Origin of the sequence: Streptomyces sp. NPDC000983, assembly GCF_040299205.1 — a bacterium.
Lineage (GTDB): Bacteria > Actinomycetota > Actinomycetes > Streptomycetales > Streptomycetaceae > Streptomyces.
Genome location: NZ_JBEPBM010000055.1, coordinates 1 through 24,431 on the forward strand (window position 1 = coordinate 1; position 24,431 = coordinate 24,431).

The window sequence follows — 24,431 nt, forward strand, 5'->3', positions numbered from 1 at the left end:
CTGCGGATCCCCCGGCACCGGATCCCTCTCCAGATCCAGCACATGCCAGTCCGTCGGCCGATGCCCCGCCATACCGCAACCCCCGTCACGCGCACATGGTCAACTCCCGTATGCACACGTGAACTTACACGGCACTTCAGTTCGACGCGATGGCGAAAAGGATGGCGGCGGACCTCAGCGCACGTCCACGTAGTCGCCCGCGGTCCTCGTCGTGCCCGTCGTCGTGTTGCCGTTGTAGAGCCAGCGCCAGTACCCGTCGACGGAGGCGGTGACCGTCGACTTCACCGTGCCGGTGCTGCCCGACGTGGCCGTCTTGACCGTCCGGTAGGTCGAACTGCCCTTCTCGCGGAACTGGAGCCTGACCGTACGGCCGCCGTAGCCGTCGTACTTCTTGGTGCTCCAGTTCGCACGGGTCAGCTTGCCCGTCACGGTGATCGTCTTGCCCTTGGCGACCGGCTCGGGAGTCGCGTCCACCGTGAGCTTCGACGCCCGCCTGAGCTGGACGGTCATGGAGCGTTTCTCGCGCTCGGCGGCAGCCAGGTTGCCGTTGGCCTTGAACAGGATCAGCGAGACCCCGACCTTCCAGGTGGTGGCGTCACTGTTGGAGTCGACGTGCTCCTGGCTCGGGTGGGGATCGATGTACAGGTTCCCCTCGCAGTCGGCCTTCTTGGTGCTCTGCTCGTAGCAGGTGTACGAGCCCGGGTCGATGAAGTTCTCCCCGGTGTCGGCCGCGTCGTTGATGTCACCGCGGTAGAGGAAGGGATGCGCGTCGTACCGGAACGGGTCGTCCGTGCTGTACCCCGAGGGCAGCGTGTAGCTGAAGCTGAAGGAAGGCTCGACCTCCTTGGTCGTGCCGACCACGATCGGCTCACCGCCGTTGACGACGATGTTCGACACCGTGATCCCGGTGTCCTGCGCCTGGGCCGCCGGAGCGTTGAGCAGACAGAGCGCGAGAGCGCCCGTCAGCCCGGCCACGACAGCCGTGGGTCTGCCGGATCTCATACGTACCTCGTGTGGTGATGCGGTGCGGAAAGAGCAGCAGCGTACTCAACTCCGTGATCTTGCGGGACGGCCGGGGCACCGCACCCCACGGGAACGCGAAGAGGCCCGCACGACCGAAGTCGTACGGGCCCCTTCCGGAGACCTAGGGGTCTACCAGGTCAATCAACGGACTTACTTGTTGATCTTGGTGACCTGGCCGGCGCCGACGGTCCGGCCACCCTCACGGATGGCGAACTTCAGGCCCTCTTCCATGGCGATGGGCTGGATGAGCTCCACCTTCATCTCGGTGTTGTCACCCGGCATCACCATCTCGGTGCCCTCGGGGAGGGTCACAACGCCCGTCACGTCCGTCGTACGGAAGTAGAACTGCGGACGGTAGTTGTTGAAGAACGGCGTGTGGCGGCCACCCTCGTCCTTGGACAGGATGTAGGCCTGGGCCTCGAACTCGGTGTGCGGCGTGACCGAACCGGGCTTGATGATGACCTGGCCGCGCTCGACGTCCTCGCGCTTGATGCCACGGAGGAGCAGACCGACGTTCTCACCGGCCTGGCCCTCGTCGAGCAGCTTGCGGAACATCTCGATGCCGGTGACCGTGGTGGTGGTCTTGTCCTGCTTGATACCGACGATGTCGACGGTCTCGTTGACCTTGAGGACACCGCGCTCGATACGACCGGTGACGACGGTGCCACGACCGGTGATCGTGAAGACGTCCTCGATCGGCATCAGGAACGGCTTGTCGACGTCACGCTCGGGCTGCGGGATGTTCTCGTCGACGGCCTTCATCAGGTCGAGGACGGACTGGCCCCACTCCTTGTCGCCCTCAAGGGCCTTGAGCGCCGAGACCTTGACGACCGGCAGGTCGTCGCCCGGGAACTCGTACTCGGAGAGCAGCTCACGGACCTCGAGCTCGACGAGCTCCAGGATCTCCTCGTCGTCCACCATGTCGGCCTTGTTCAGGGCGACGACGATGTACGGAACGCCGACCTGGCGGGCCAGGAGCACGTGCTCCTTGGTCTGCGGCATCGGGCCGTCGGTGGCGGCGACCACGAGGATGGCGCCGTCCATCTGGGCGGCACCCGTGATCATGTTCTTGATGTAGTCCGCGTGACCGGGGCAGTCGACGTGGGCGTAGTGACGGGTCTCCGTCTGGTACTCGACGTGCGCGATGGAGATGGTGATACCGCGCTGGCGCTCCTCAGGAGCCTTGTCGATCTGGTCGAACGCCGAGGCCTCGTTCAGGTCCGGGAACGCGTCGTGCAGCACCTTGGTAATGGCGGCCGTGAGGGTCGTCTTACCGTGGTCGATGTGACCGATGGTGCCGATGTTGACGTGCGGCTTAGTCCGCTCGAACTTCGCCTTCGCCACTGGGGTCCTCCTGTGGAGTGGTTCTGAACGCCTTGCTTCATCGGCGCCAGGTGATCTTTGCTGGAATGCCCGGGCCCGGGGGCACTCTCACCGCGATTGCGGTGGAATGCCCCACGAGGCTCCGGAGTCAAGCCTAAAGCGTGTGAACGCGGTGCGTTACTCGCCCTTGGCCTTCGCGATGATCTCCTCGGCGACGTTCCGCGGAACCTCGGCGTAGGAGTCGAACTGCATGGAGTAGCTCGCACGGCCGGACGTCTTGCTGCGCAGGTCGCCGACGTAGCCGAACATCTCCGAGAGGGGCACGAGGCCCTTCACGACGCGGGCACCGGCCCGCTCCTCCATGGCCTGGATCTGGCCACGGCGGGAGTTGATGTCGCCGATGACCTCACCCATGTAGTCCTCGGGCGTGGTGACCTCGACGGCCATCATCGGCTCGAGGAGCACGGGCGAAGCCTTGCGCGCGGCCTCCTTGAAGGCCTGCGAACCGGCGATCTTGAACGCGAGCTCGGAGGAGTCGACCTCGTGGTAGCCACCGTCGAGAAGCGTGACGCGGACGCCCGTCATCTCGTAGCCGGCGAGGATGCCGAACTGCATGGCCTCCTGCGCACCGGCGTCCACCGAAGGGATGTACTCCTTCGGGATACGGCCACCGGTGACCTTGTTCACGAACTCGTACGAGGCGTCGCCGCCCTCGATCGGCTCGATCGCGATCTGCACCTTGGCGAACTGACCGGTACCACCGGTCTGCTTCTTGTGCGTGTAGTCGAGACGCTCGACGGCCTTGCGGATCGTCTCACGGTAGGCGACCTGCGGCTTGCCGACGTTGGCCTCGACCTTGAACTCACGGCGCATACGGTCGACCAGCACCTCGAGGTGCAGCTCGCCCATACCACCGATGATGGTCTGGCCCGTCTCCTCGTCCGAGTGGACCTGGAACGACGGGTCCTCCTCGGCGAGGCGCTGGATCGCGACGCCCAGCTTCTCCTGGTCGCCCTTCGACTTGGGCTCGATGGCGACCTGGATGACCGGCGCCGGGAAGTCCATGGACTCCAGGATCACCGGCTGCTTGTCGTCGGACAGCGTCTCACCGGTGGTGGTCTGCTTCAGGCCCATGACGGCGACGATGTCACCGGCGCCCACCGACTCGATCTCCTCACGCTTGTTCGCGTGCATGCGGTAGATCTTGCCGATGCGCTCCTTCTTGCCCTTGACGGAGTTCAGCACGGCGGTGCCGGACTCCAGGCGACCGGAGTAGATCCGGACGAAGGTGAGCTTGCCGAGGTGCGGGTCGCTCATGATCTTGAACGCCAGCGCCGAGAGGGGCTCCTCGTCGGACGGCTTGCGCTTGACGACGACCTCGGGGTCCTTGACGTCGTGGCCCTCGATGGCCTCGACGTCGAGCGGGGTCGGCAGGTAGCGCACGACCGCGTCGAGCAGGGGCTGGACGCCCTTGTTCTTGAACGCGGTGCCGCAGAACACGGGGGTGACCGTGACGCCGTCGGACTTGCCGGACGCGATGGTGATGCGACGGATCGCGGCGTACAGCTGCTCCTCGGTGGGCTCCTGGCCCTCCAGGAACAGCTCCATGATCTCGTCGTCGTTCTCGGCGACGGTCTCGACCAGCTTGCCGCGGTACTCCTCGGCAGCCTCGGCGTGCGTGGCCGGGATGTCGACGACGTCGTACATCTCGCCCTTGGCGGCCTCGGCGGACCACACGAGCGCCTTCATGCGGACCAGGTCCACAACGCCCTTGAAGTCCAGCTCGGCACCGATCGGCAGCTGCATGATGATCGGAACGGCACCGAGCCGGTCCTTGATCATGTCCACGCAGCGGTGGAACTCGGCGCCGGTGCGGTCGAGCTTGTTCACGAAGCAGATGCGCGGCACACCGTAGCGGTCGGCCTGACGCCACACCGTCTCGGACTGCGGCTCCACACCGGCGACACCGTCGAACACGGTGACGGCACCGTCGAGGACGCGGAGCGAACGCTCCACCTCGACCGTGAAGTCCACGTGACCCGGGGTGTCGATGATGTTGATCGTGTAGTCGTTGTCCTCGAGGGGCCAGTGACAGGTGGTGGCAGCAGAGGTGATCGTGATGCCACGCTCCTGCTCCTGCTCCATCCAGTCCATGGTGGCGGCGCCGTCGTGGACCTCACCGATCTTGTAGCTGACGCCGGTGTAGAAGAGGATCCGCTCGGTGGTGGTCGTCTTGCCCGCGTCGATGTGGGCCATGATCCCGATGTTGCGGACCCTGGCCAGGTCAAGTGAAGTGGTAGCCATAAGGCTTCGGTCTTCTCTCGGTCTCGATGGGGGGAGCGACTACCAGCGGTAGTGCGCGAAGGCCTTGTTGGACTCGGCCATCTTGTGCGTGTCCTCGCGCTTCTTCACAGCGGCACCCAGGCCGTTGGAGGCGTCGAGAAGCTCGTTGAGCAGACGCTCGGTCATGGTCTTCTCGCGACGGGCGCGGGAGTAACCGACCAGCCAGCGCAGCGCGAGCGTGTTGGCACGACCGGGCTTGACCTCGATCGGAACCTGGTACGTCGCACCGCCGACTCGACGGGACTTGACCTCGAGGGTCGGCTTGATGTTCTCCAGCGCGCGCTTCAGCGTGATGACCGGGTCGTTGCTGGTCTTCTCACGCAGACCCTCCATGGCGCCGTAGACGATGCGCTCGGCGGTGGAGCGCTTGCCGTTCAGCAGCACCTTGTTGATGAGGGAGGTCACCAGAGGAGAACCGTAGACCGGGTCGATGATGACCGGGCGCTTCGGGGCGGGGCCCTTACGAGGCATTTCTACTTCTCCTTCTTGGCGCCGTAGCGGCTGCGGGCCTGCTTGCGGTTCTTGACACCCTGGGTGTCAAGCGAACCGCGGATGATCTTGTAGCGAACACCGGGCAGGTCCTTCACACGGCCGCCGCGCACGAGCACGATGGAGTGCTCCTGCAGGTTGTGTCCCTCACCCGGAATGTAAGCGGTGACCTCGATCCCGCTGGTCAGACGCACACGCGCGACCTTACGCAGGGCCGAGTTCGGCTTCTTCGGGGTGGTCGTGAACACACGCGTGCAGACGCCGCGACGCTGGGGCGAACCCTCGAGTGCGGGCGTCTTGTTCTTCTCGACCTTGTCCTGCCGGCCCTTACGGACCAGCTGCTGGATCGTAGGCACTACTTCTCCGGTTTCTGTGTGCCGAATGGTGAAGCTAACCTGGAACGTCGCCGACCCACGCGGTCGGGTGTGTCGAATCCGGCGGACTCCCGCCGTGAGGCGGAAAGGGCGCAGATTGCGGTGGCCGGTGGAGGCTCGCCATGCGGTCGAAGGCACGCACGAGAGCCAGGGCACACCCCAGGCACAAGGTCTGAGCGTACCTACCTCATTCGCTGCGGTCAAAACAAATGAGGCCCGCTCACATCCCGGCACGGGTCATGTCAAGCCCACCCGCGGTGATCGATCTTGGATTCCACGATCCTCACCCTGGAATCCACGACCCCGGATCCCGGCGAACTACGCCCCGGACACCGCGGCGGCGACCATCAGCAGCGCCAGGAACAGCGCCCAACCGGCCGTGGAGATCCAGCCCAGCACGAGGCCGGTCAGCGCCAGCGCGTCGCCGGCCTCGCCCGTCCGCCGTATCTCCGCCCGCGCCGAGTGCCCCAGAACGACCGCGGGTATGCCTGTGAGCCCGAAACTGACCAGACACAGCATTCCGCACACCCCGGCACCCACGGCCTTGCCGTTGGTGCGCGGCTGCGGCAGGGCGACGTAGGGCATCCCGTGCGGCACGGCCACGAAGGGCACCGAGTGCGGCAGGGGCCCGTTGGGCAGGTCCGCGACCAGCAGACCCAGCTCCCCCACCGTACGGGCCGTGTAGGCCCGCGCCACGCGCTTGTCGAACTCGTCCCGCTCCAGCCGCCCCTCCCCGAACCCGGCCCGCAGCACGTCCACGGCCCGCTCCCGGTCGGCGTGCGAGGCGAGCATGGACGCGGGACCGCCCGGCCCGCCGCCCCACGGCTGGGGCGGCCCACCGGGCCCACCCGGCCCGCCCACTCCTCCGGGCCCACCGGGCCCTCCGGGCACCCCAGGCCCTCCACCGTGCCACGGCTGCCACGGCTGCCACGCCGGCTGGCTCATGGAGCACCTCCCGCAGTTGTCCGGAGTCCCTCCATGATGCGCCGTCCCGGCATTCCAGGCACCGGTCCCGAACCCGGAGAAAACCCGGATTCCACCCCCGAGAACCGCCGGGGAACGCCGAAGGGCGGCCACCCCGCAGGGTGACCGCCCTTCGACTCAAGCGGACGCTCGCTTACTGGTTGTACGGACCGTAGTCGTAGTCCTCCAGCGGAACGGCCTGGCCGGAGCCCGTGCCGAACGGCGAGTAGTCGATGTCGTCGTAGCCGACGGCCGAGTACATCGCGGCCTTGGCCTCCTCGGTCGGCTCGACCCGGATGTTGCGGTAGCGGGACAGACCCGTACCGGCCGGGATGAGCTTACCGATGATGACGTTCTCCTTGAGGCCGATGAGCGAGTCGGACTTGGCGTTGATCGCCGCATCCGTGAGGACTCGCGTCGTCTCCTGGAAGGACGCCGCCGACAGCCAGGACTCCGTGGCCAGCGAGGCCTTGGTGATACCCATGAGCTGCGGACGACCGGAGGCCGGGTGACCGCCCTCCTGCACCACACGACGGTTCTCGGTCTCGAACTTCGAGCGCTCGACCAGCTCGCCGGGCAGCAGCTCGGCGTCGCCGGACTCGATGATCGTCACACGGCGCAGCATCTGCCGGATGATGATCTCGATGTGCTTGTCGTGGATCGACACACCCTGCGAGTTGTAGACCTTCTGGACCTCGCCGACCAGGTGGACCTGGACGGCACGCTGCCCCAGGATGCGCAGCACGTCGTGCGGGTTGGTGGCACCCACGGTGAGCTGCTGGCCCACCTCGACGTGGTCGCCCTCGCGGACCAGGACCTTGGCACGCTTGGAGATCGGGAACGCCGTCTCGTCGCTGCCGTCGTCCGGGGTGACGACGAGCTTCTTGGTCTTCTCGGTCTCCTCGATCCGCACGCGGCCGGAGGCCTCGGAGATCGGGGCGACACCCTTCGGGGTACGGGCCTCGAAGAGCTCGACGACACGCGGCAGACCCTGGGTGATGTCGTCACCGGCCACACCACCGGTGTGGAAGGTACGCATCGTCAGCTGGGTACCGGGCTCACCGATGGACTGGGCGGCGATGATGCCGACCGCCTCACCGATGTCGACCAGCTTGCCGGTGGCCAGCGAGCGGCCGTAGCACATGGCGCAGGTGCCGACGGCGGACTCACAGGTCAGGACGGAGCGGGTCTTGACCGTCTGGACGCCGTACTTGACCAGCTCGTCGATGAGCACGTCACCGAGGTCGGTGCCGGCCGGGGCCAGCACCTTGCCGTCGACGACGATGTCCTCGGCGAGGCAGCGCGCGTACACGGACGTCTCGACGTTGTCCGCCTTGCGCAGCACGCCGTCCGCACCGCGCTCGGCGATGTCGAGCTTCAGACCGCGGTCGGTGCCGCAGTCCTCCTCGCGGATGATGACGTCCTGCGAGACGTCCACCAGACGACGGGTCAGGTAACCCGAGTCGGCGGTACGCAGGGCGGTGTCCGCCAGACCCTTACGGGCACCGTGCGTGGAGATGAAGTACTCCAGCACGGACAGGCCCTCACGGAAGGACGCCTTGATGGGACGCGGGATGGTCTCGTTCTTGGCGTTCGACACCAGACCACGCATACCGGCGATCTGCCGCATCTGCATCATGTTTCCTCGGGCACCCGAGTCAACCATCATGAAGATGGGGTTCGTCTTGGGGAAGTTCGCGTTCATCGCCTCGGCGACCTCGTTGGTCGCCTTGGTCCAGATCGCGATGAGCTCCTGAGTGCGCTCTTCCTTGGTGATCAGACCGCGCTCGTACTGCTTCTGGACCTTCTCGTCCTGCGCCTCGTAGCCGCGGACGATCTCCTTCTTCGCCTCGGGAACGACGACGTCGGAGATGGCCACGGTGACACCGGAACGGGTCGCCCAGAAGAAGCCGGACGCCTTCAGGTTGTCGAGCGTCGCCGCCACGATGACCTTGGGGTAGCGCTCGGCGAGGTCGTTGACGATCTCGGAGAGCTGCTTCTTGCCCACCGAGTAGTCGACGAACGGGTAGTCCTCGGGCAGCAGCTCGTTGAAGAGCGCACGGCCGAGCGTGGTCTTCAGACGGAAGCTGTCACCCTGCTGCCACTCCGGCTCGCCCTCCTCGCGCACCGGCGGGGTCCAGCCGCGCGGCGGGATGGTGCCCACCGGGAAGCGGATGTCGATCGCCGACTGCAGGGCCAGCTCGCCGGCGTCGAACGCCATGATCGCCTCGGCCGTGGAGCCGAAGGACCGGCCCTCGCCCTTGGTGTCACGCAGCTCGCCGTCGGTGGTGAGGAAGAACAGACCGAGGACCATGTCCTGGGTCGGCATCGTCACCGGACGGCCGTCGGCGGGCTTGAGGATGTTGTTCGAGGACAGCATCAGGATGCGGGCCTCGGCCTGCGCCTCCGCGGAGAGCGGCAGGTGCACGGCCATCTGGTCACCGTCGAAGTCCGCGTTGAACGCGGTGCAGACGAGCGGGTGGATCTGGATGGCCTTGCCCTCGACCAGCTGCGGCTCGAAGGCCTGGATGCCGAGGCGGTGCAGGGTGGGAGCACGGTTCAGCAGCACCGGGTGCTCGGCGATGACCTCTTCGAGGACGTCGTACACGACCGTGCGGCCGCGCTCCACCATGCGCTTGGCGCTCTTGATGTTCTGCGCGTGGTTCAGGTCGACCAGGCGCTTCATCACGAACGGCTTGAAGAGCTCCAGCGCCATGGCCTTCGGCAGACCGCACTGGTGCAGCTTCAGCTGCGGACCGACGACGATCACGGAACGCGCGGAGTAGTCCACACGCTTGCCGAGCAGGTTCTGACGGAATCGACCCTGCTTGCCCTTGAGCATGTCGCTCAGGGACTTCAGCGGGCGGTTGCCGGGACCGGTGACCGGGCGACCACGACGACCGTTGTCGAAGAGGGCGTCAACGGCCTCCTGAAGCATGCGCTTCTCGTTGTTGACGATGATCTCCGGAGCACCCAGGTCGAGCAGGCGCTTCAGACGGTTGTTGCGGTTGATCACACGGCGGTACAGGTCGTTCAGGTCGGAGGTCGCGAAGCGGCCACCGTCCAGCTGCACCATCGGGCGAAGGTCCGGCGGGATGACCGGCACGCAGTCGAGCACCATGCCCTTGGGGCTGTTGCTGGTCTGCAGGAACGCGGAGACGACCTTCAGGCGCTTGAGCGCACGGGTCTTCTTCTGGCCCTTGCCGGTACGGATGATCTCGCGGAGCTTCTCGGCCTCCTCGTCGAGGTCGAAGGACTCCAGGCGCTTCTGCAGCGCCGCGGCACCCATCGAGCCGTCGAAGTACGTGCCGAAGCGGTCACGCAGCTCGCGGTAGAGGAGCTCGTCGCCCTCCAGGTCCTGGACCTTGAGGTTCTTGAAGCGGGTCCAGACCTCGTCGAGACGGTCGATCTCGCGCTGCGCACGGTCGCGCAGCTGCTTCATCTCACGCTCGGCACCCTCGCGCACCTTGCGGCGCACGTCGGCCTTGGCGCCCTCGGCCTCCAGCTCGGCCAGGTCGGTCTCGAGCTTCTTGGCGCGGGCCTCGAGGTCGGCGTCGCGACGGTTCTCGATCTGCTGGCGCTCCACGGAGACGTGCGCCTCCAGGGAGGGCAGGTCGCGCGTACGGCGCTCCTCGTCGACGAACGTGATCATGTACGCCGCGAAGTAGATGACCTTCTCGAGGTCCTTCGGAGCCAGGTCGAGCAGGTAGCCCAGCCGGCTCGGGACACCCTTGAAGTACCAGATGTGCGTGACGGGCGCGGCCAGCTCGATGTGGCCCATCCGCTCACGGCGCACCTTGGCGCGGGTCACCTCGACGCCGCAGCGCTCACAGATGATGCCCTTGAAGCGGACGCGCTTGTACTTGCCGCAGTAGCACTCCCAGTCCCGGGTCGGACCGAAGATCTTCTCGCAGAAGAGCCCGTCCTTTTCCGGCTTGAGGGTGCGGTAGTTGATGGTCTCGGGCTTCTTGACCTCGCCGTGGCTCCACTGACGGATGTCGTCAGCGGTGGCCAGACCGATCCGGAGCTCGTCGAAGAAGTTGACGTCGAGCACTATGCGTCAATCCCTCTCAGGGTTGTAAGTCATGGGGTCTGATACGGGGGTCCTGGGGCCGGGGGCCTTCGTGGTGAAGGCCCCCGGACTCCCGTCAGACCTCTTCGACGCTGCTCGGCTCGCGCCGGGACAGGTCGATGCCAAGCTCCTCCGCAGCGCGGAAGACGTCCTCGTCGGTGTCGCGCATCTCGATGGACATGCCGTCCGAGGACAGCACCTCCACGTTGAGGCACAGGGACTGCATCTCCTTGATGAGCACCTTGAAGGACTCGGGGATGCCGGGCTCGGGGATGTTCTCGCCCTTGACGATGGCCTCGTAGACCTTCACGCGGCCGGTGACGTCGTCGGACTTGATCGTCAGCAGCTCCTGGAGGGCGTAGGCGGCGCCGTAAGCCTCCAGCGCCCACACCTCCATCTCGCCGAACCGCTGGCCACCGAACTGAGCCTTACCACCCAGCGGCTGCTGGGTGATCATGGAGTACGGACCGGTCGACCGGGCGTGCAGCTTGTCGTCGACCAGGTGGTGCAGCTTCAGGATGTACATGTAGCCGACCGAGATCGGGTCCGGGAACGGCTCACCGCTACGGCCGTCGAACAGCCGCGCCTTGCCGGACGGGAGCACCATGCGCTCGCCGTCGCGGTTGGGGATGGTGTGCTGGAGCAGACCGGCCAGCTCGTCCTCGCGCGCACCGTCGAAGACCGGGGTGGCGACGTTGGTACCGGGCGCGACGGAGTCGGCACCGATGACCTGCAGACGCTGGGCCCAGTCGTCGGCGAGCCCGGAGACGTCCCAGCCCCGGCTGGCGAGCCAGCCCAGGTGGATCTCCAGAACCTGTCCCGGGTTCATTCGGGACGGCACACCGAGGGGGTTGAGGATGATGTCGACCGGGGTGCCGTCCTCCAGGAACGGCATGTCCTCGATCGGCAGGATCTTGGAGATGACGCCCTTGTTGCCGTGACGGCCGGCGAGCTTGTCACCGTCGGTGATCTTGCGCTTCTGCGCGACGTAGACGCGCACCAGCTGGTTCACACCGGGGGGAAGCTCGTCGCCCTCCTCGCGGTCGAAGACGCGCACGCCGATGATCTTGCCGATCTCGCCGTGCGGCACCTTCAGGGAGGTGTCACGGACCTCGCGGGCCTTCTCACCGAAGATCGCGCGCAGCAGGCGCTCCTCGGGGGTCAGCTCGGTCTCACCCTTGGGCGTGACCTTGCCGACGAGGATGTCACCGGCGACGACCTCGGCACCGATCCGGATGATGCCGCGCTCGTCGAGGTCGGCGAGGACCTCCTCGGAGACGTTCGGGATGTCCCGGGTGATCTCCTCGGGGCCGAGCTTGGTGTCACGGGCGTCGACCTCGTGCTCCTCGATGTGGATCGAGGAGAGGACGTCGTCCTGCACGAGGCGCTGCGACAGGATGATCGCGTCCTCGTAGTTGTGACCCTCCCACGGCATGAACGCGACCAGCAGGTTCTTGCCGAGCGCCATCTCGCCGTTCTCGGTGGCCGGACCGTCGGCCAGGACCTGGCCCTCGATGATCCGGTCGCCCTCGTTGACGATGACCTTCTGGTTGACCGAGGTGCCCTGGTTGGAGCGGGCGAACTTGGCCAGGCGGTACGTGATGTACGTGCCGTCGTCGTTGGCGGTGGTGATGTAGTCCGCGGAGACCTCCTGGACCACACCCGCCTTCTCCGCCTTGACCACGTCGCCGGCGTCGACGGCGGAGCGGTACTCCATGCCGGTGCCGACGAGCGGGGACTCGGACTTAATCAGGGGCACGGCCTGACGCATCATGTTCGCGCCCATGAGGGCACGGTTGGCGTCGTCGTGCTCCAGGAAGGGGATCATGGCGGTCGCGACCGACACCATCTGGCGCGGCGAGACGTCCATGTAGTCGACGTCCTCGCCACCGACGTAGTCGACCTCGCCGCCACGGCGGCGGACCAGGACGCGGGGCTCGGCGAACCGGAGGTCGTCGTTGAGCGTGGCGTTGGCCTGCGCGATGACGAAGCGGTCCTCCTCGTCGGCGGTCAGGTAGTCGACCTCGTCGGTGACCTGGCCGTCGACGACCTTGCGGTACGGGGTCTCGACGAAACCGAACGCGTTGACCCGGCCGTAGGAGGCGAGCGAGCCGATCAGGCCGATGTTCGGGCCTTCGGGGGTCTCGATCGGACACATGCGGCCGTAGTGCGAGGGGTGCACGTCACGGACCTCGAAGCCGGCCCGCTCACGGGAGAGGCCACCCGGGCCAAGAGCCGACAGACGGCGCTTGTGGGTGAGACCCGACAGCGGGTTGTTCTGGTCCATGAACTGCGACAGCTGGCTGGTGCCGAAGAACTCCTTGATGGAGGCGACGACCGGCCGGATGTTGATCAGGGTCTGCGGCGTGATCGCCTCGACGTCCTGGGTCGTCATGCGCTCGCGCACGACGCGCTCCATACGAGCCAGACCCGTGCGGACCTGGTTCTGGATGAGCTCGCCGACGCTGCGCAGACGACGGTTGCCGAAGTGGTCGATGTCGTCGGTCTCGACGACGATCGTGCCGCCGCTGTCCCCGGTGGTCTCGGTCTCGCCGGCGTGCAGCTTGACCAGGTACTTGATCGTCGAGATGACGTCCTCGACGGTCAGGACACCGGCGTCCAGCGGAGCGTCCGCACCCAGCTTCTTGTTGACCTTGTAGCGGCCGACCTTGGCCAGGTCGTAGCGCTTGGGGTTGAAGTACAGGTTCTCCAGCAGCGTCTGCGCGGCCTCACGCGTGGGGGGCTCGCCCGGACGCAGCTTGCGGTAGATGTCGAGCAGCGCGTCGTCCTGGCCCTGGGTGTGGTCCTTCTCCAGGGTGGCGCGCATGGACTCGTACTCGCCGAACTCCTCGAGGATCTGCTCGGTGGTCCAGCCGAGCGCCTTGAGCAGGACGGTGACGGACTGCTTGCGCTTGCGGTCGATGCGGACACCGACCATGTCGCGCTTGTCGATCTCCATCTCCAGCCAGGCACCCCGGGACGGGATGATCTTGGCCGAGAAGATGTCCTTGTCGGACGTCTTGTCGATGGAGGAGTCGAAGTAGACACCGGGCGAGCGGACCAGCTGGGACACCACGACACGCTCGGTGCCGTTGATGACGAAGGTGCCCTTGTTGGTCATGAGCGGGAAGTCGCCCATGAAGACCGTCTGGGACTTGATCTCGCCGGTCTCGTTGTTGGTGAACTCAGCCGTCACGAAGAGCGGGGCGGCGTACGTGAAGTCGCGCTCCTTGCACTCGTCGATGCTGTTCTTCGGCGGCTCGAAGCGGTGGTCGCGGAACGTCAGCGACATCGACCCGGAGAAGTCCTCGATCGGGGAGATCTCCTCGAAGATCTCCTCCAGACCGGACTTGGTGGGGACGTCCTGACCTGACTCCAGAGCCGCCTCGACCCGACTCTGCCAGGCGGTGTTCCCGAGCAGCCAGTCAAAGCTCTCGGTCTGCAGCGCGAGCAGGTTGGGAACCTCGAGGGGCTCCTTGATCTTTGCAAAGGAGATGCGCAGCGGGGCGGTGCTGGCGGCGTTGTTCGTATTCGCGGTCGAGGCAGTGCGCGAGGCGGCCAAGAGGGGGTCCTTCCGAGGGCTCGGACTCACTACGCGCGTACCGGCCCCTCTCCGGGACACAACGGACGGGCTTTCCCTCGGATGGCCGTTTGGCCAGGTCAGGGATGGTCCGATCGTCTGTGCTCAGGTGAGGGCATGCCCCTGGTGACGGGCAGGGGACAGCTAACAGGCAGCGCAAAGGGTCAGTGTAGCCACTTGGCACACTGATGTCCAGTGCGGGTTTTTCGGAACCCTCTTAGCGACCCTCGTCGTCCTCAACGCCCTCGGCATGCCCGCCCTCGATGCACGTTGATACTGCCCTCTTCGCCGTCGATCCATGCCTCGGATTCGGACCGTTGTGACGACGCGTCCTGAGAATTGCGCGCTGCGTGCGGTTCGTCAAGACCTGTCTTGCCGATACGGGGTCCCGCCGGAGACACGACGAAGATCACCATACCCCTCGTGACCTCGCGTGCAAGGCAACCGCGACCGCCCCTCCAGGAACGCCGAAGAGCGACCACCCGGATGGATGATCGCTCTTCGATGCACTCGCGTTACAGCCCTGTCGGGCGGCAATCAGCTCGCAACGAGTCCCTGTGGACCCGTGAGGTCTTACTTGACCTCGACGGACGCGCCGGCGCCCTTGAGGGCCTCGGCGGCCTTCTCCGCGGCGTCCTTGGCGACCTTCTCGAGAACGGGCTTCGGGGCGCCGTCCACGAGGTCCTTGGCCTCCTTCAGACCCAGGGAGGTCAGCTCGCGCACGACCTTGATGACCTGGATCTTCTTGTCACCGGCGGCGGTGAGGACGACGTCGAACTCGTCCTTCTCCTCCTCGACCTCGGCAGCGGCGCCGGGGCCGGCCGGACCGGCGACGACGGTCGCGGCGGCGGCGGTGACGTCGAACTTCTCCTCGAACGCCTTCACGAACTCGGAGAGCTGGATGAGGGTCATCGTCTCGAACTCGGCGAGCAGTTCGTCCTGGGTGAGAGCCATGATGGCTTTCCTTCCACTAATTCGGCTGGTGCCGGATGTACATGAATGGCGGGCGTACATTCGGCCCGCGACGACCGCTGCCCCTGGCGCTGGGCCTCAGGCGGCGATCATGATGCGAGCCGAATTACTCGGCACCGCCCTGCTCGTCCTGCTTGGCGCGAAGGGCGTCCACGGTGCGGACGAGCTTCGAGGGAAGCGCCTGGAAGAGCTGCGCAGTCTGCGTCTGCTTGCCCTTCATGGCGCCCGCCAGCTTGGCGAGCAGAACCTCGCGGGACTCGAGGTCCGCAAGCTTCTTGATCTCATCGGCGGACAGCGCCTTACCGTCAAGGACACCGCCCTTGATGATGAGGTTCGGGTTGTCCTTGGCGAAGTCACGAAGACCCTTCGCCGACTCCACCGGGTCACCGGTGACGAAGGCGACGGCAGTCGGACCAGCGAAGAGCTGGTCGTCCAGCGTGATCCCGGCCTCGTTGGCCGCAATCTTGGTCAGCGTGTTCTTCACCACGGCGTACTGGGCGTTCTCACCGAGCGAACGACGCAGCGTCTTGAGCTGCGCCACGGTGAGACCGCGGTACTCGGTCAGCACGGCGGCGTTGGAGCTGCGGAACTTGTCCGTCAGCTCGGCAACCGCGGCAGCCTTGTCGGGCCTCGCCATAGAGCCTCGGCCTCCTTCCGGGTGATTCGGACCGCGCGGACCCGAAGGAGGACTGGGGAAAACGAAACGCCCCGGCGCAGGCGCACGGGGCGTAGCTCAACCGGATGGGATTCCGCTGGAACGGAACCGATCCAGGAGCACTTCCACAGTCACCTGCGCGGGTCGTCCGCAGTTCAGCGGATCCTTCGGCCACCGCACCCTCTTGCGAGGAGACGGCAACGACCAGCGGTCTTGGGCTTCTCAAGGAGAGTACGGGACCGGGTCCCGACGGTGCAAATCCGCTCCTACGGGGGTCGGCCCGGGCTCAGCCCTCCTCCAGCTCCTTCATCATCTCGGCCAGGTCGAAGGTGTCCTTCGCGGGCGGCGCCTTCACGGTCACCGGCTTGTTGTAGTCGAGGAAGGTGATGGTCAGGTCGAGGGGGCCCTTGTCGGCCTCGCCCTTCATCCGGAACTGCTTGGTGTGGTCGTCGCCGTCGATCCACATGTCCATCGTGAGCGTGTCGATGCCCATGTCCTCGTACTGCTTGATGCTCTTCTCGCGCTTCTTGCGGACGTCCTTGTCCTCGCCCTTCAGCGAGTCGCGGAGCGCGTCGAGGGGGACGGTGCCCTTGTAGTGGGTCGTCTCGACGCCGTCGACGGTCTCGGTGCCGACCTTCTCCAGGTCCTTGGAGCCGGTGAGGAGCTGGGAGTCCGCCGCCGGGTTCTGCTCGGCCTGGCTCGCGCCGGGAGCGCCCCCGCCGAGCGCCTCGTCGCCGAGCGCGGACAGGTCGAACTTCATCCAGCTCTTGCCGTCCATCTCCTTGGCCATCTCGGGGTTGCCGCCGAGGTACATGGCCTTGTCGACGAGCCGGATCTCCACCGTGCCGTCCGCCCCCTCGTCGAGGGCCGTCATCTTCATGCTCATGGCCAGCTCGGGCTCCATGCTCATGCTGGCCTCGGCCTTGACCCGGCCCTGCTCCGGCACCTCGCCCGACATCTTGTAGCGCAGGGACGTGATGTCGTCCGAGTTCTTCGCCGCGGCGGCCACGGCGGCCGCGGGCGTCATCTTCGGCGACTCCTCGGCGTCACCCTTGGAACAGCTCACCGCGCCGGCGGCGAGGGCCACGGCGGCGAGTCCGGCGCCGACGGCGCGGCGGTGCGTGGAACGGCGTACGGAAGACCTCATCGATTCCCCCCAAGGAACACATGAGCGATTCACAGCGGAGCCGAGAGCGTAACCGATCACGAGGGAAGCGGTCCTCTCAATTCCGTTGCGTGCGGGCGGCGTTGGGGCCGCCCGGAGAGGGGCCGGGAAAAGGGAACGGGCCCCGCACCTGGGAAGGTGCGGGGCCCGTGACCGACTTCGGTGGGCCGTCAGGCTCAGACCGCGGCCGGGTCCTCCTCGACGAGGAGGTTGCGGGTGCGGTTCGAGTCCAGCGGAATGCCGGGGCCCATCGTGGTGCTGATGGCGGCCTTCTTGATGTAGCGGCCCTTGGCGGCGGACGGCTTCAGACGGAGGATCTCCTCCAGGGCCGCGCCGTAGTTCTCCACCAGCTGGGTGTCCTCGAAGGACGTCTTGCCGATGATGAAGTGCAGGTTCGAGTGCTTGTCGACGCGGAACTCGATCTTGCCGCCCTTGATCTCGTTGACCGCCTTGGCGACGTCGGGCGTCACGGTGCCGGTCTTCGGGTTGGGCATGAGACCACGCGGGCCGAGGACGCGGCCGAGGCGGCCGACCTTGCCCATGAGGTCCGGGGTGGCGACGACGGCGTCGAACTCGTTGAGGCGGTTGCCCTTGGCGATCTCGTCGATCAGCTCGTCGGAGCCGACGATGTCGGCGCCCGCGGCACGCGCGGCCTCGGCACGGTCACCGGTCGCGAAGACCAGGACCCGGGCGGTCTTACCGGTGCCGTGCGGAAGGTTCACGGTGCCACGGACCATCTGGTCGGCCTTGCGCGGGTCGACACCCAGACGGAAGGCGACCTCGACGGTGCCGTCGAACTTGGACGTGGAGGTCTCCTTGGCGAGACGGACGGCCTCGAGCGGGGCGTAGAGCTTCTCCCGGTCGATCTTGGCGTCCGCAGCGCGGAGAGACTTGCTGCGCTTGCTCACTACTGCTCCTGGGGTTTCTTAGGAGTCGTGGTACCGGGCCGAGCAGGCCCCACCACTTCTGCTGGAAAGGTGGCGTCAGCCCTCGACCGTGATGCCCATGGAACGGGCGGTGCCGGCGATGATCTTCGCAGCGGCGTCCAGGTCGTTGGCGTTGAGGTCGGGCATCTTCGTGGTGGCGATCTCGCGGACCTGCGCCTCGGTGATCTTGGCGACCTTGGTCTTGTGCGGCTCGCCGGAGCCCTTCTCCACGCCCGCGGCCTTGAGGATCATCTTGGCGGCCGGCGGCGTCTTGGTCACGAAGGTGAAGGAGCGGTCCTCGTAGACCGTGATCTCCACCGGGATGACCCAACCGCGCTGCGACTCGGTCGCGGCGTTGTAGGCCTTGCAGAACTCCATGATGTTGACGCCGTGCTGACCCAGCGCGGGGCCGACCGGCGGAGCCGGGTTGGCGGCACCGGCCTGGATCTGGAGCTTGATGAGCCCCGTGACCTTCTTCTTCTTGGGAGGCATAGCTCTCCGGGTCCTTTCGATTCGGGTCCTGCCCACGCACGGGGACCACCCGGACGCAGGCATACCGCACAACGATAACGGGTATGGATGCGCGGTCAAAAACCGAGCAGGTCAGGCGGGACGCGGGAGCGCCCACCTGACCTGGTCGGAAGCAGTGCGGCCAGAGAGAACTAGTTCTTCTGGATCTGGTCGAACGACAGCTCGACCGGCGTCTCCCGGCCGAAGATCTCGACGAGACCCTTGACCTTCTTGGAGTCGGGGTTGATCTCGTTGATCGTGGCCTGGAGGGTGGCGAAGGGACCGTCGGTGACGGTGACCGCGTCGCCGACCTCGAAGTCCAGCACCTGGACCTCGACCTTGCGCTGCGGCGCCGGCTTGCCCTCGGCCTCGGCGGCCTCGCGGGCGGCCTTCTCCTCGGCCTCCGGGGCGAGCATCTTGACGATCTCGTCCAGCGTCAACGGGTACGGGTCGTAGGCGTTGCCGACGAAGCCGGTGACACCGGGGGTGTTGCGGACGACGCCCCAGGACTCGTTCGTGAGGTCCATCCGGACCAGGACGTAGCCGGGGAGCTTGTTCTGGCGGATCGTCTTGCGGTCGCCGTTCTTGATCTGGACGACCTCTTCCTGCGGCACCTCGGCCTGGAAGATGTAGTCCTCGACGTTCAGCGAGACGGCGCGCTGCTCCAGGTTGGTCTTCACGCGGTTCTCGTAGCCGGCGTAGGTGTGGATCACGTACCACTCGCCGGGCAGGACCCGGAGCTCCTCGCGCAGCGCGGCGATGGGGTCGACCGGCTCGGCGGGCTCCTCGTCGGCCTCCTCGGCCGCCTCGAGCTCGTCCTCTTCGGCGTCCTCGGCCTCGTCCTCGTCCTCGACGTGAACGGCCGCTTCCTCGGCGGGCTCGCCGGCTTCGGCGTCGGCAGCCTCCACCTCGTCCAGGTCCTCGTCCGCGCCCTCGACGATGTCGAGCTCGTCCTCCACGGACACGGTCTCGTCCGGCTCGGCGGCGTCGTTCAGGTTCTGGTCAGACACGGTGGCTGCTTCTTCCTGGGTACTAGGGGTGGAACATGCGAAAAGGGGCGCCGGTAACCGCGGCGCCCTTCGCTGCTGGCTCAGCCGAAGACGTACTTGGCTGCGTGGTCGAGCCCATAGTCAATCACGGTGACCAGGCCGATCATGATGACGACGAAGACGATCACCACGGTCGTGTAAGTCGTGAGCTGACTGCGCGTCGGCCAGACGACCTTGCGGAGCTCTGCGACGACCTGGCGGTAGAAGAGGGCAAGACGCTTCAGCGGGCCCTTCTTGGCGCGCTTTCCGCCCTTGCGGGTCTTCTTCTTGGAATCCGGCGCCTCGTCCTCGGCATCAGGCATGTCGATGGAGCCCACGGCGTCCGTCACTCTTCCTCACCTGATTCCGGGTCGTGGCCGTGCCGCGCCCGGTTCGAGCCGCACGGCGGTGCATTTCTGTACGTACATGCGCACACATCCTGGCGATGATGTGTGTAGCAGGGCCGGAGGGACTTGAACCCCCAACCGCTGGTTTTGGAGACCAGTGCTCTACCAATTGAGCTACGACCCTTTGTGTGTCCACCAACGTACCGCATCCGGACGGGTGCTCGGTGTGCACCGTAGGAAGGCGGGCTGCTGAAGGCCAACGAGGTGTGAGTGTACGTGGTCCGGGGCTCCCCGTCGAACAGAAAGTGCCCGTAGGAGCCTTGGGGAGGGAAGATCGCCCAGCGTGGGGGGTGGAACCGGACGGTTGTTCAGACGTTGTTCAGTCTGTGAAACCCGCGTGCCGCGTGCGTTTCCGGTCTGGAACGATGGGGCCATGAGCGCTGCAACCCCTCCCACCGAGCGCCGGGTCTCCGCCCGAATCGGCGCGATCTCCGAGTCCGCCACCCTCGCCGTGGACGCCAAGGCCAAGGCCCTCAAGGCCGCCGGGCGTCCGGTGATCGGCTTCGGCGCGGGCGAGCCCGACTTCCCCACCCCCGACTACGTCGTCGAGGCGGCCGTCGAGGCCTGCAAGAACCCGAAGTACCACCGCTACACGCCGGCCGGCGGTCTGCCCGAGCTGAAGGCCGCCATCGCCGCGAAGACGCTGCGCGACTCCGGCTACGAGCCGGACGTCTCGCAGATCCTCGTCACCAACGGCGGCAAGCAGGCCATCTACGAGGCCTTCGCCGCGATCCTCGACCCGGGCGACGAGGTCATCGTCCCCGCCCCGTACTGGACGACCTACCCCGAGTCGATCCGGCTGGCCGGCGGTGTCCCGGTGGACGTCGTCGCGGACGAGACGACCGGCTACCGCGTCTCCGTGGAGCAGCTGGAGGCCGCCCGCACGGAGAACACCAAGGTCGTCCTCTTCGTCTCCCCCTCCAACCCGACCGGCGCCGTCTACAGCGCCGAGGAGGCCGAGGCGATCGGCCGCTGGGCCGTCGAGCACGGCCTGTGGGTGATGACGGACGAGATCTACGAGCACCTCGTCTACGGCGACGCGACCTTCACCTCGCTGCCCGCGGTCCTGCCCGAGCTGCGCGACAAGTGCGTCGTCGTCAACGGTGTCGCCAAGACGTACGCGATGACGGGCTGGCGGGTCGGCTGGATCATCGGCCCGAAGGACGTGGTCAAGGCCGCGACGAACCTCCAGTCGCACGCCACCTCGAACGTCTCCAACGTCGCCCAGGTCGCGGCGCTGGCCGCCGTCTCCGGGAACCTGGACGCCGTCGCGACGATGCGCGAGGCCTTCGACCGCCGCCGCACGACGATCGTGCGGATGCTCAACGAGATCGACGGCGTGGTCTGCCCGGAGCCCGAGGGCGCCTTCTACGCGTACCCGTCGGTGAAGGGTCTGCTGGGCAAGGAGATCCGCGGCAAGCGCCCGCAGTCCAGCGTGGAGCTGGCCGAGCTGATCCTGGAGGAGGCCGAGGTCGCGGTCGTCCCGGGCGAGGCCTTCGGCACGCCGGGCTACCTGCGGCTGTCGTACGCGCTCGGTGACGAGGACCTCGTCGAGGGCGTGAGCCGCATCCAGAAGCTGCTGGCGGAGGCCAAGTAGCCGCAACGCTCTCCGACAGGGCGCCCGGGGACTTCCCGGGCGCCCTGTTCGTTTGTGCGAGCAAGACCACGAACGGGGAAAGCGGTACCGGGACGGCGGTGCCGTGCGGCAGGATTTCGGGATGGAGCGTGTACGTGATGTCTCTGAGCTGCCGAAGGCCCATCTGCACCTGCACTTCACCGGGTCCATGCGGCCCGGCACCGTCATGGAGCTGGCCGACAAGTACGGCGTCCGCCTGCCCGAGGCGCTCACCGAAGCACTGACCAGCGGGGAGCCGCCGAAACTGCGGGCGACGGACGAGCGGGGGTGGTTCCGCTTCCAGCGTCTGTACGACGCGGCGCGCTCGTGCGTGCGGCAGCCGGAGGACATCCAGCGCCTGGTGCGCGAGGCCGCCGAGGAGGATCTGCGGGACGGCTCGGGCTGGCTGGAGATCCAGGTGGACCCGACGTCCTACGCGCCCCGGCTCGGCGGTCTGATCCCGGCGCTGGAGATCATCCTGGACGCGGTGGAGACGACCTCCCGGGACACCGGCCTGGGCATGCGGGTGCTGGTGGCGGCGAACCGGATGAAGCACCCGCTGGACGCCCGCACCCTGGCCCGGCTCGCGGTGCGGTACGGGGACCGCGGGGTGGTCGGCTTCGGGCTGTCCAACGACGAACGCCGGGGCATGGCGCGGGACTTCGACCGGGCCTTCGCCATCGCCCGGGAGGGCGGGCTGCTGTCCGCCCCGCACGGCGGCGAGCTGACCGGCCCCGCCTCGGTCCGCGACTGCCTCGACGACCTGGACGCCGACCGCATCGGCCACGGCGTGCGCGCGGCGGAGGACCCCCGCCTGCTCAAGCGCCTGGCCGACCGCGGGGTGACCTGCGAGGTGTGCCCGGCGTCCAATGTGGCGCTGGGCGTCTACGAGAAGCCCGAGGACGTACCCCTGCGCCGGATGTTCGAGGCCGGGGTCCCGATGGCCCTGGGCGCCGACGACCCGCTGCTCTTCGGCTCCCGGCTGGCGGCCCAGTACGACATCGCCCGGCAGCACCACGCCTTCACGGACGCGGAACTGGCGGAGGTGGCCCGGCAGTCGGTACGGGCGTCGGCGGCGCCGGAGGAGGTCAGGTCGCGGCTGCTGGCCGGGGTGGACGAGTGGCTGACCCGCCCGGTCGCCTGAAGTGGGCGTAGGGCGGATACGGCTTGAAGCAGAGCAGCACCTCGTAGGGGTGTCCGCCGCCGCCCGGTGGCTGGGCCAGGGCCAGCCCGGACATCATCGCCGCGTGCCCCTTGGCGACGCCCTTGTGGCGCGGGCCGAAGCCGGCCGTGTAGGCGAACTCGGTGGCGGTGTGGGCGAACAGGTCCCGGCCGCCGAACAGGAAGAGCGTCCGGGCGTGGGTGGTGTGCCGGAAGTCGTCCCACAGGTCCGGCCGGGTCTGCGCCGCGTGCCAGGACTCGGCGTGCCGGGCGGTGCGGGCCTCGTCGGTGCGGGCGGTCAGCGGGGTGCCCGCGCGCAGCTTGGCACGGAGTGCGGGCCACTGGCTGGGGCGCAGGCCCAGGGTGCGGTGGGCGAGTACCAGGTCGACCCTCTCGCCGACGCCCTCGTCGGGCGGGGTCCCGTCGCGCAGGGGGATGTGGACGACCGTGTGCGGGGAGTGGGCGGCGAAGGAGAACAGGCCCGCGAGCCGGTTCAGGCCGTCGTGGTCGCCGAGCAGCATGCCGACGGGGTCGGGGGCGGTCAGTGAGGTGTGCCGCAAGGGGGTCCTGGGCCGGACCACGCGGTGTTCGTGGGGTCCGGTCCGGGGCCTGAACTCGGTCAGCCTCAGCCGCATGCGCGATGCCTCATGGCCCGAGGGTCCCGGCCGGACGGCGCCCCGCGCAACGGGGTTTCCCCGCGCGCCCGGGCCCTACAGGCTGACGCCGACCGTCACCGGCTCGTTGACCAGGGTGATCCCGAAGGCCTCGCGGACCCCGGTCACGACCTCGCGGGCCAGCGCCAGCAGGTCCTCGGTGGTCGCCGAGCCCCGGTTGGTGAGGGCGAGGGTGTGCTTGCCGGAGATGCGCGCGGGTCCGTCGCCGTAGCCCTTGGTGAAGCCCGCCTTGTCGATCAGCCAGGCGGCGGAGGTCTTGGTGTGCCCCTCCCCCGCCGGGTAGGCCGGGGGCTCCACGCCGTCGCCGAGCCGCTCGCGCACGCGCGCGTGGAAGTGCGCGAACTGTGCGTCGGTGAGGATCGGGTTGGTGAAGAACGATCCGGCGGACCAGGTGTCGTGGTCCTCGGGGTCCAGGACCATGCCCTTGCCCGCCCGCAGCTTCAGCACGGTCTCGCGGGCCGCGGCCAGCGGCACCCGCTCACCGGCGCCGACTCCGAGGGCCCGGGCGGTCTCGGCGTACTTGATCGGCCCGGACAGTCCGTCCGCGTCCTCCAGCTCGAAGCGGACGCGCAGGACGACGTACCGCTCGGGGTCGCCCTTGAAGCGGCTGTGCCGGTAGGAGAAGGCGCACTCCTCGTTGGAGAGCGTCACCGTCTCGCCGCTGCGGCGGTCGTAGGCGATCACCTCGGTGATCGTGGAGGAGACCTCCTGGCCGTAGGCGCCGACGTTCTGGATGGGGGTCGCGCCGGCCGAGCCGGGGATGCCGGCCAGGCATTCGATGCCGGCCAGTCCGGCCTCGACGGCGCGGGCGACGGCGTCGGTCCACACCTCTCCCGCCGCCAGTTCCAGACGGGTGCCGGCGAGTTCGAAGCCCCGGGTGGCGATGACGAGCGCGGTGCCGGCGAAGCCCCGGTCGCCGATGACCAGGTTCGAGCCGCCGCCGATGACCAGCAGCGGGGTGCCCGCGGCGTCGGCCTCGCGGACGGCGGCGATCACCTCGGCGTCGGTGGTGGCGGTGACCAGCCGGGTGGCCGGCCCGCCGAGCCGGAAGGTGGTCAGGGGGGCGAGCGGGGCGTCGTGGAGTTCCTGCACGGGCTCAAGGGTACGAGAACGGCCCCGCCGGTTCGGGCGGGGCCGTTCGTCATGTCGTT

General features: G+C 67.5%; 18 protein-coding genes, 1 tRNA gene and 1 pseudogene. 2 read left to right on the top strand and 18 right to left on the bottom strand.

Annotation, left to right across the window (positions count from 1 at the left end):
- Window positions 1-174: 174 nt before the first annotated feature.
- From ABT296_RS34925 to ABT296_RS35000, 16 genes are all read right to left on the bottom strand, one after another.
- Entirely contained in the window at window positions 175-1,002 is an 828-nt protein-coding gene (locus ABT296_RS34925) for a hypothetical protein (protein ID WP_351933536.1), read from the bottom strand.
- A 171-nt stretch (window positions 1,003-1,173) separates the two neighbouring features.
- Window positions 1,174-2,367, bottom strand: a complete 1,194-nt coding sequence (gene tuf / locus ABT296_RS34930; RefSeq protein ID WP_033528329.1) for an elongation factor Tu — start codon at window positions 2,365-2,367, stop codon at window positions 1,174-1,176.
- A gap of 156 nt (window positions 2,368-2,523) precedes the next feature.
- Window positions 2,524-4,650, bottom strand: coding sequence for an elongation factor G (fusA, locus tag ABT296_RS34935; protein ID WP_351933538.1), 2,127 nt, complete (start codon window positions 4,648-4,650; stop codon window positions 2,524-2,526).
- A gap of 39 nt (window positions 4,651-4,689) precedes the next feature.
- Window positions 4,690-5,160 carry a 30S ribosomal protein S7 gene (gene rpsG / locus ABT296_RS34940; protein WP_005481264.1) on the bottom strand — a complete coding sequence of 157 codons (471 nt, stop codon included), beginning with the start codon at window positions 5,158-5,160 and terminating at the stop codon, window positions 4,690-4,692.
- A 2-nt stretch (window positions 5,161-5,162) separates the two neighbouring features.
- Entirely contained in the window at window positions 5,163-5,534 is a 372-nt protein-coding gene (rpsL, locus tag ABT296_RS34945; RefSeq protein WP_003948652.1) for a 30S ribosomal protein S12, read from the bottom strand.
- Window positions 5,535-5,870: 336 nt separating this feature from the next.
- Window positions 5,871-6,344, bottom strand: a complete 474-nt coding sequence (locus ABT296_RS34950; RefSeq protein WP_351933541.1) for a DUF1707 and DUF4190 domain-containing protein — start codon at window positions 6,342-6,344, stop codon at window positions 5,871-5,873.
- 325 nt (window positions 6,345-6,669) lie between these two features.
- Window positions 6,670-10,569 carry a DNA-directed RNA polymerase subunit beta' gene (locus ABT296_RS34955; protein WP_351933543.1) on the bottom strand — a complete coding sequence of 1,300 codons (3,900 nt, stop codon included), beginning with the start codon at window positions 10,567-10,569 and terminating at the stop codon, window positions 6,670-6,672.
- A gap of 94 nt (window positions 10,570-10,663) precedes the next feature.
- The gene (gene rpoB / locus ABT296_RS34960; protein WP_351933544.1) at window positions 10,664-14,149 is read right to left on the bottom strand and encodes a DNA-directed RNA polymerase subunit beta; all 3,486 of its coding nucleotides are present in this window, start codon (window positions 14,147-14,149) and stop codon (window positions 10,664-10,666) included.
- Window positions 14,150-14,740: 591 nt separating this feature from the next.
- The gene (gene rplL / locus ABT296_RS34965) at window positions 14,741-15,124 is read right to left on the bottom strand and encodes a 50S ribosomal protein L7/L12 (RefSeq protein ID WP_351933581.1); all 384 of its coding nucleotides are present in this window, start codon (window positions 15,122-15,124) and stop codon (window positions 14,741-14,743) included.
- Between the two features lie 121 nt (window positions 15,125-15,245).
- The gene (gene rplJ / locus ABT296_RS34970) at window positions 15,246-15,776 is read right to left on the bottom strand and encodes a 50S ribosomal protein L10 (RefSeq protein ID WP_351933546.1); all 531 of its coding nucleotides are present in this window, start codon (window positions 15,774-15,776) and stop codon (window positions 15,246-15,248) included.
- Window positions 15,777-16,080: 304 nt separating this feature from the next.
- Entirely contained in the window at window positions 16,081-16,941 is an 861-nt protein-coding gene (locus ABT296_RS34975; protein WP_351933548.1) for an SCO4651 family lipoprotein, read from the bottom strand.
- Window positions 16,942-17,135: 194 nt separating this feature from the next.
- Window positions 17,136-17,867 carry a 50S ribosomal protein L1 gene (gene rplA / locus ABT296_RS34980; RefSeq protein WP_351933550.1) on the bottom strand — a complete coding sequence of 244 codons (732 nt, stop codon included), beginning with the start codon at window positions 17,865-17,867 and terminating at the stop codon, window positions 17,136-17,138.
- Between the two features lie 75 nt (window positions 17,868-17,942).
- Window positions 17,943-18,377, bottom strand: a complete 435-nt coding sequence (gene rplK / locus ABT296_RS34985) for a 50S ribosomal protein L11 (RefSeq protein ID WP_186281124.1) — start codon at window positions 18,375-18,377, stop codon at window positions 17,943-17,945.
- A 170-nt stretch (window positions 18,378-18,547) separates the two neighbouring features.
- Window positions 18,548-19,405, bottom strand: coding sequence for a transcription termination/antitermination protein NusG (gene nusG, locus ABT296_RS34990; RefSeq protein WP_351933553.1), 858 nt, complete (start codon window positions 19,403-19,405; stop codon window positions 18,548-18,550).
- A gap of 80 nt (window positions 19,406-19,485) precedes the next feature.
- Window positions 19,486-19,773 (bottom strand): preprotein translocase subunit SecE, encoded by a 288-nt coding sequence (gene secE, locus ABT296_RS34995; RefSeq protein WP_351933555.1) that lies wholly within the window; start codon window positions 19,771-19,773, stop codon window positions 19,486-19,488.
- Between the two features lie 108 nt (window positions 19,774-19,881).
- Window positions 19,882-19,954: transfer RNA gene (locus ABT296_RS35000), tRNA-Trp, on the bottom strand.
- Between the two features lie 249 nt (window positions 19,955-20,203).
- Between ABT296_RS35000 and ABT296_RS35005 the strand changes: the two genes are divergently transcribed.
- Both ABT296_RS35005 and ABT296_RS35010 read left to right on the top strand, forming a co-directional pair.
- Window positions 20,204-21,427 carry a pyridoxal phosphate-dependent aminotransferase gene (locus ABT296_RS35005; RefSeq protein ID WP_351933557.1) on the top strand — a complete coding sequence of 408 codons (1,224 nt, stop codon included), beginning with the start codon at window positions 20,204-20,206 and terminating at the stop codon, window positions 21,425-21,427.
- Between the two features lie 121 nt (window positions 21,428-21,548).
- A complete protein-coding gene (locus tag ABT296_RS35010) occupies window positions 21,549-22,589 on the top strand; it encodes an adenosine deaminase (RefSeq protein ID WP_351933559.1) in 1,041 nt (346 codons plus the stop codon).
- On the opposite strand, the gene ABT296_RS35015 is transcribed toward ABT296_RS35010, so the two are convergent.
- Both ABT296_RS35015 and ABT296_RS35020 read right to left on the bottom strand, forming a co-directional pair.
- Window positions 22,534-23,241 carry a hypothetical protein gene (locus ABT296_RS35015; protein ID WP_351933560.1) on the bottom strand — a complete coding sequence of 236 codons (708 nt, stop codon included), beginning with the start codon at window positions 23,239-23,241 and terminating at the stop codon, window positions 22,534-22,536. The two genes, ABT296_RS35010 and ABT296_RS35015, sit on opposite strands and share 56 nt — an antisense overlap.
- Window positions 23,242-23,316: 75 nt before the next feature.
- Window positions 23,317-24,390 (bottom strand): annotated as a pseudogene (locus ABT296_RS35020) (UDP-N-acetylmuramate dehydrogenase); the annotation flags it as partial.
- Window positions 24,391-24,431 lie beyond the last annotated feature (41 nt).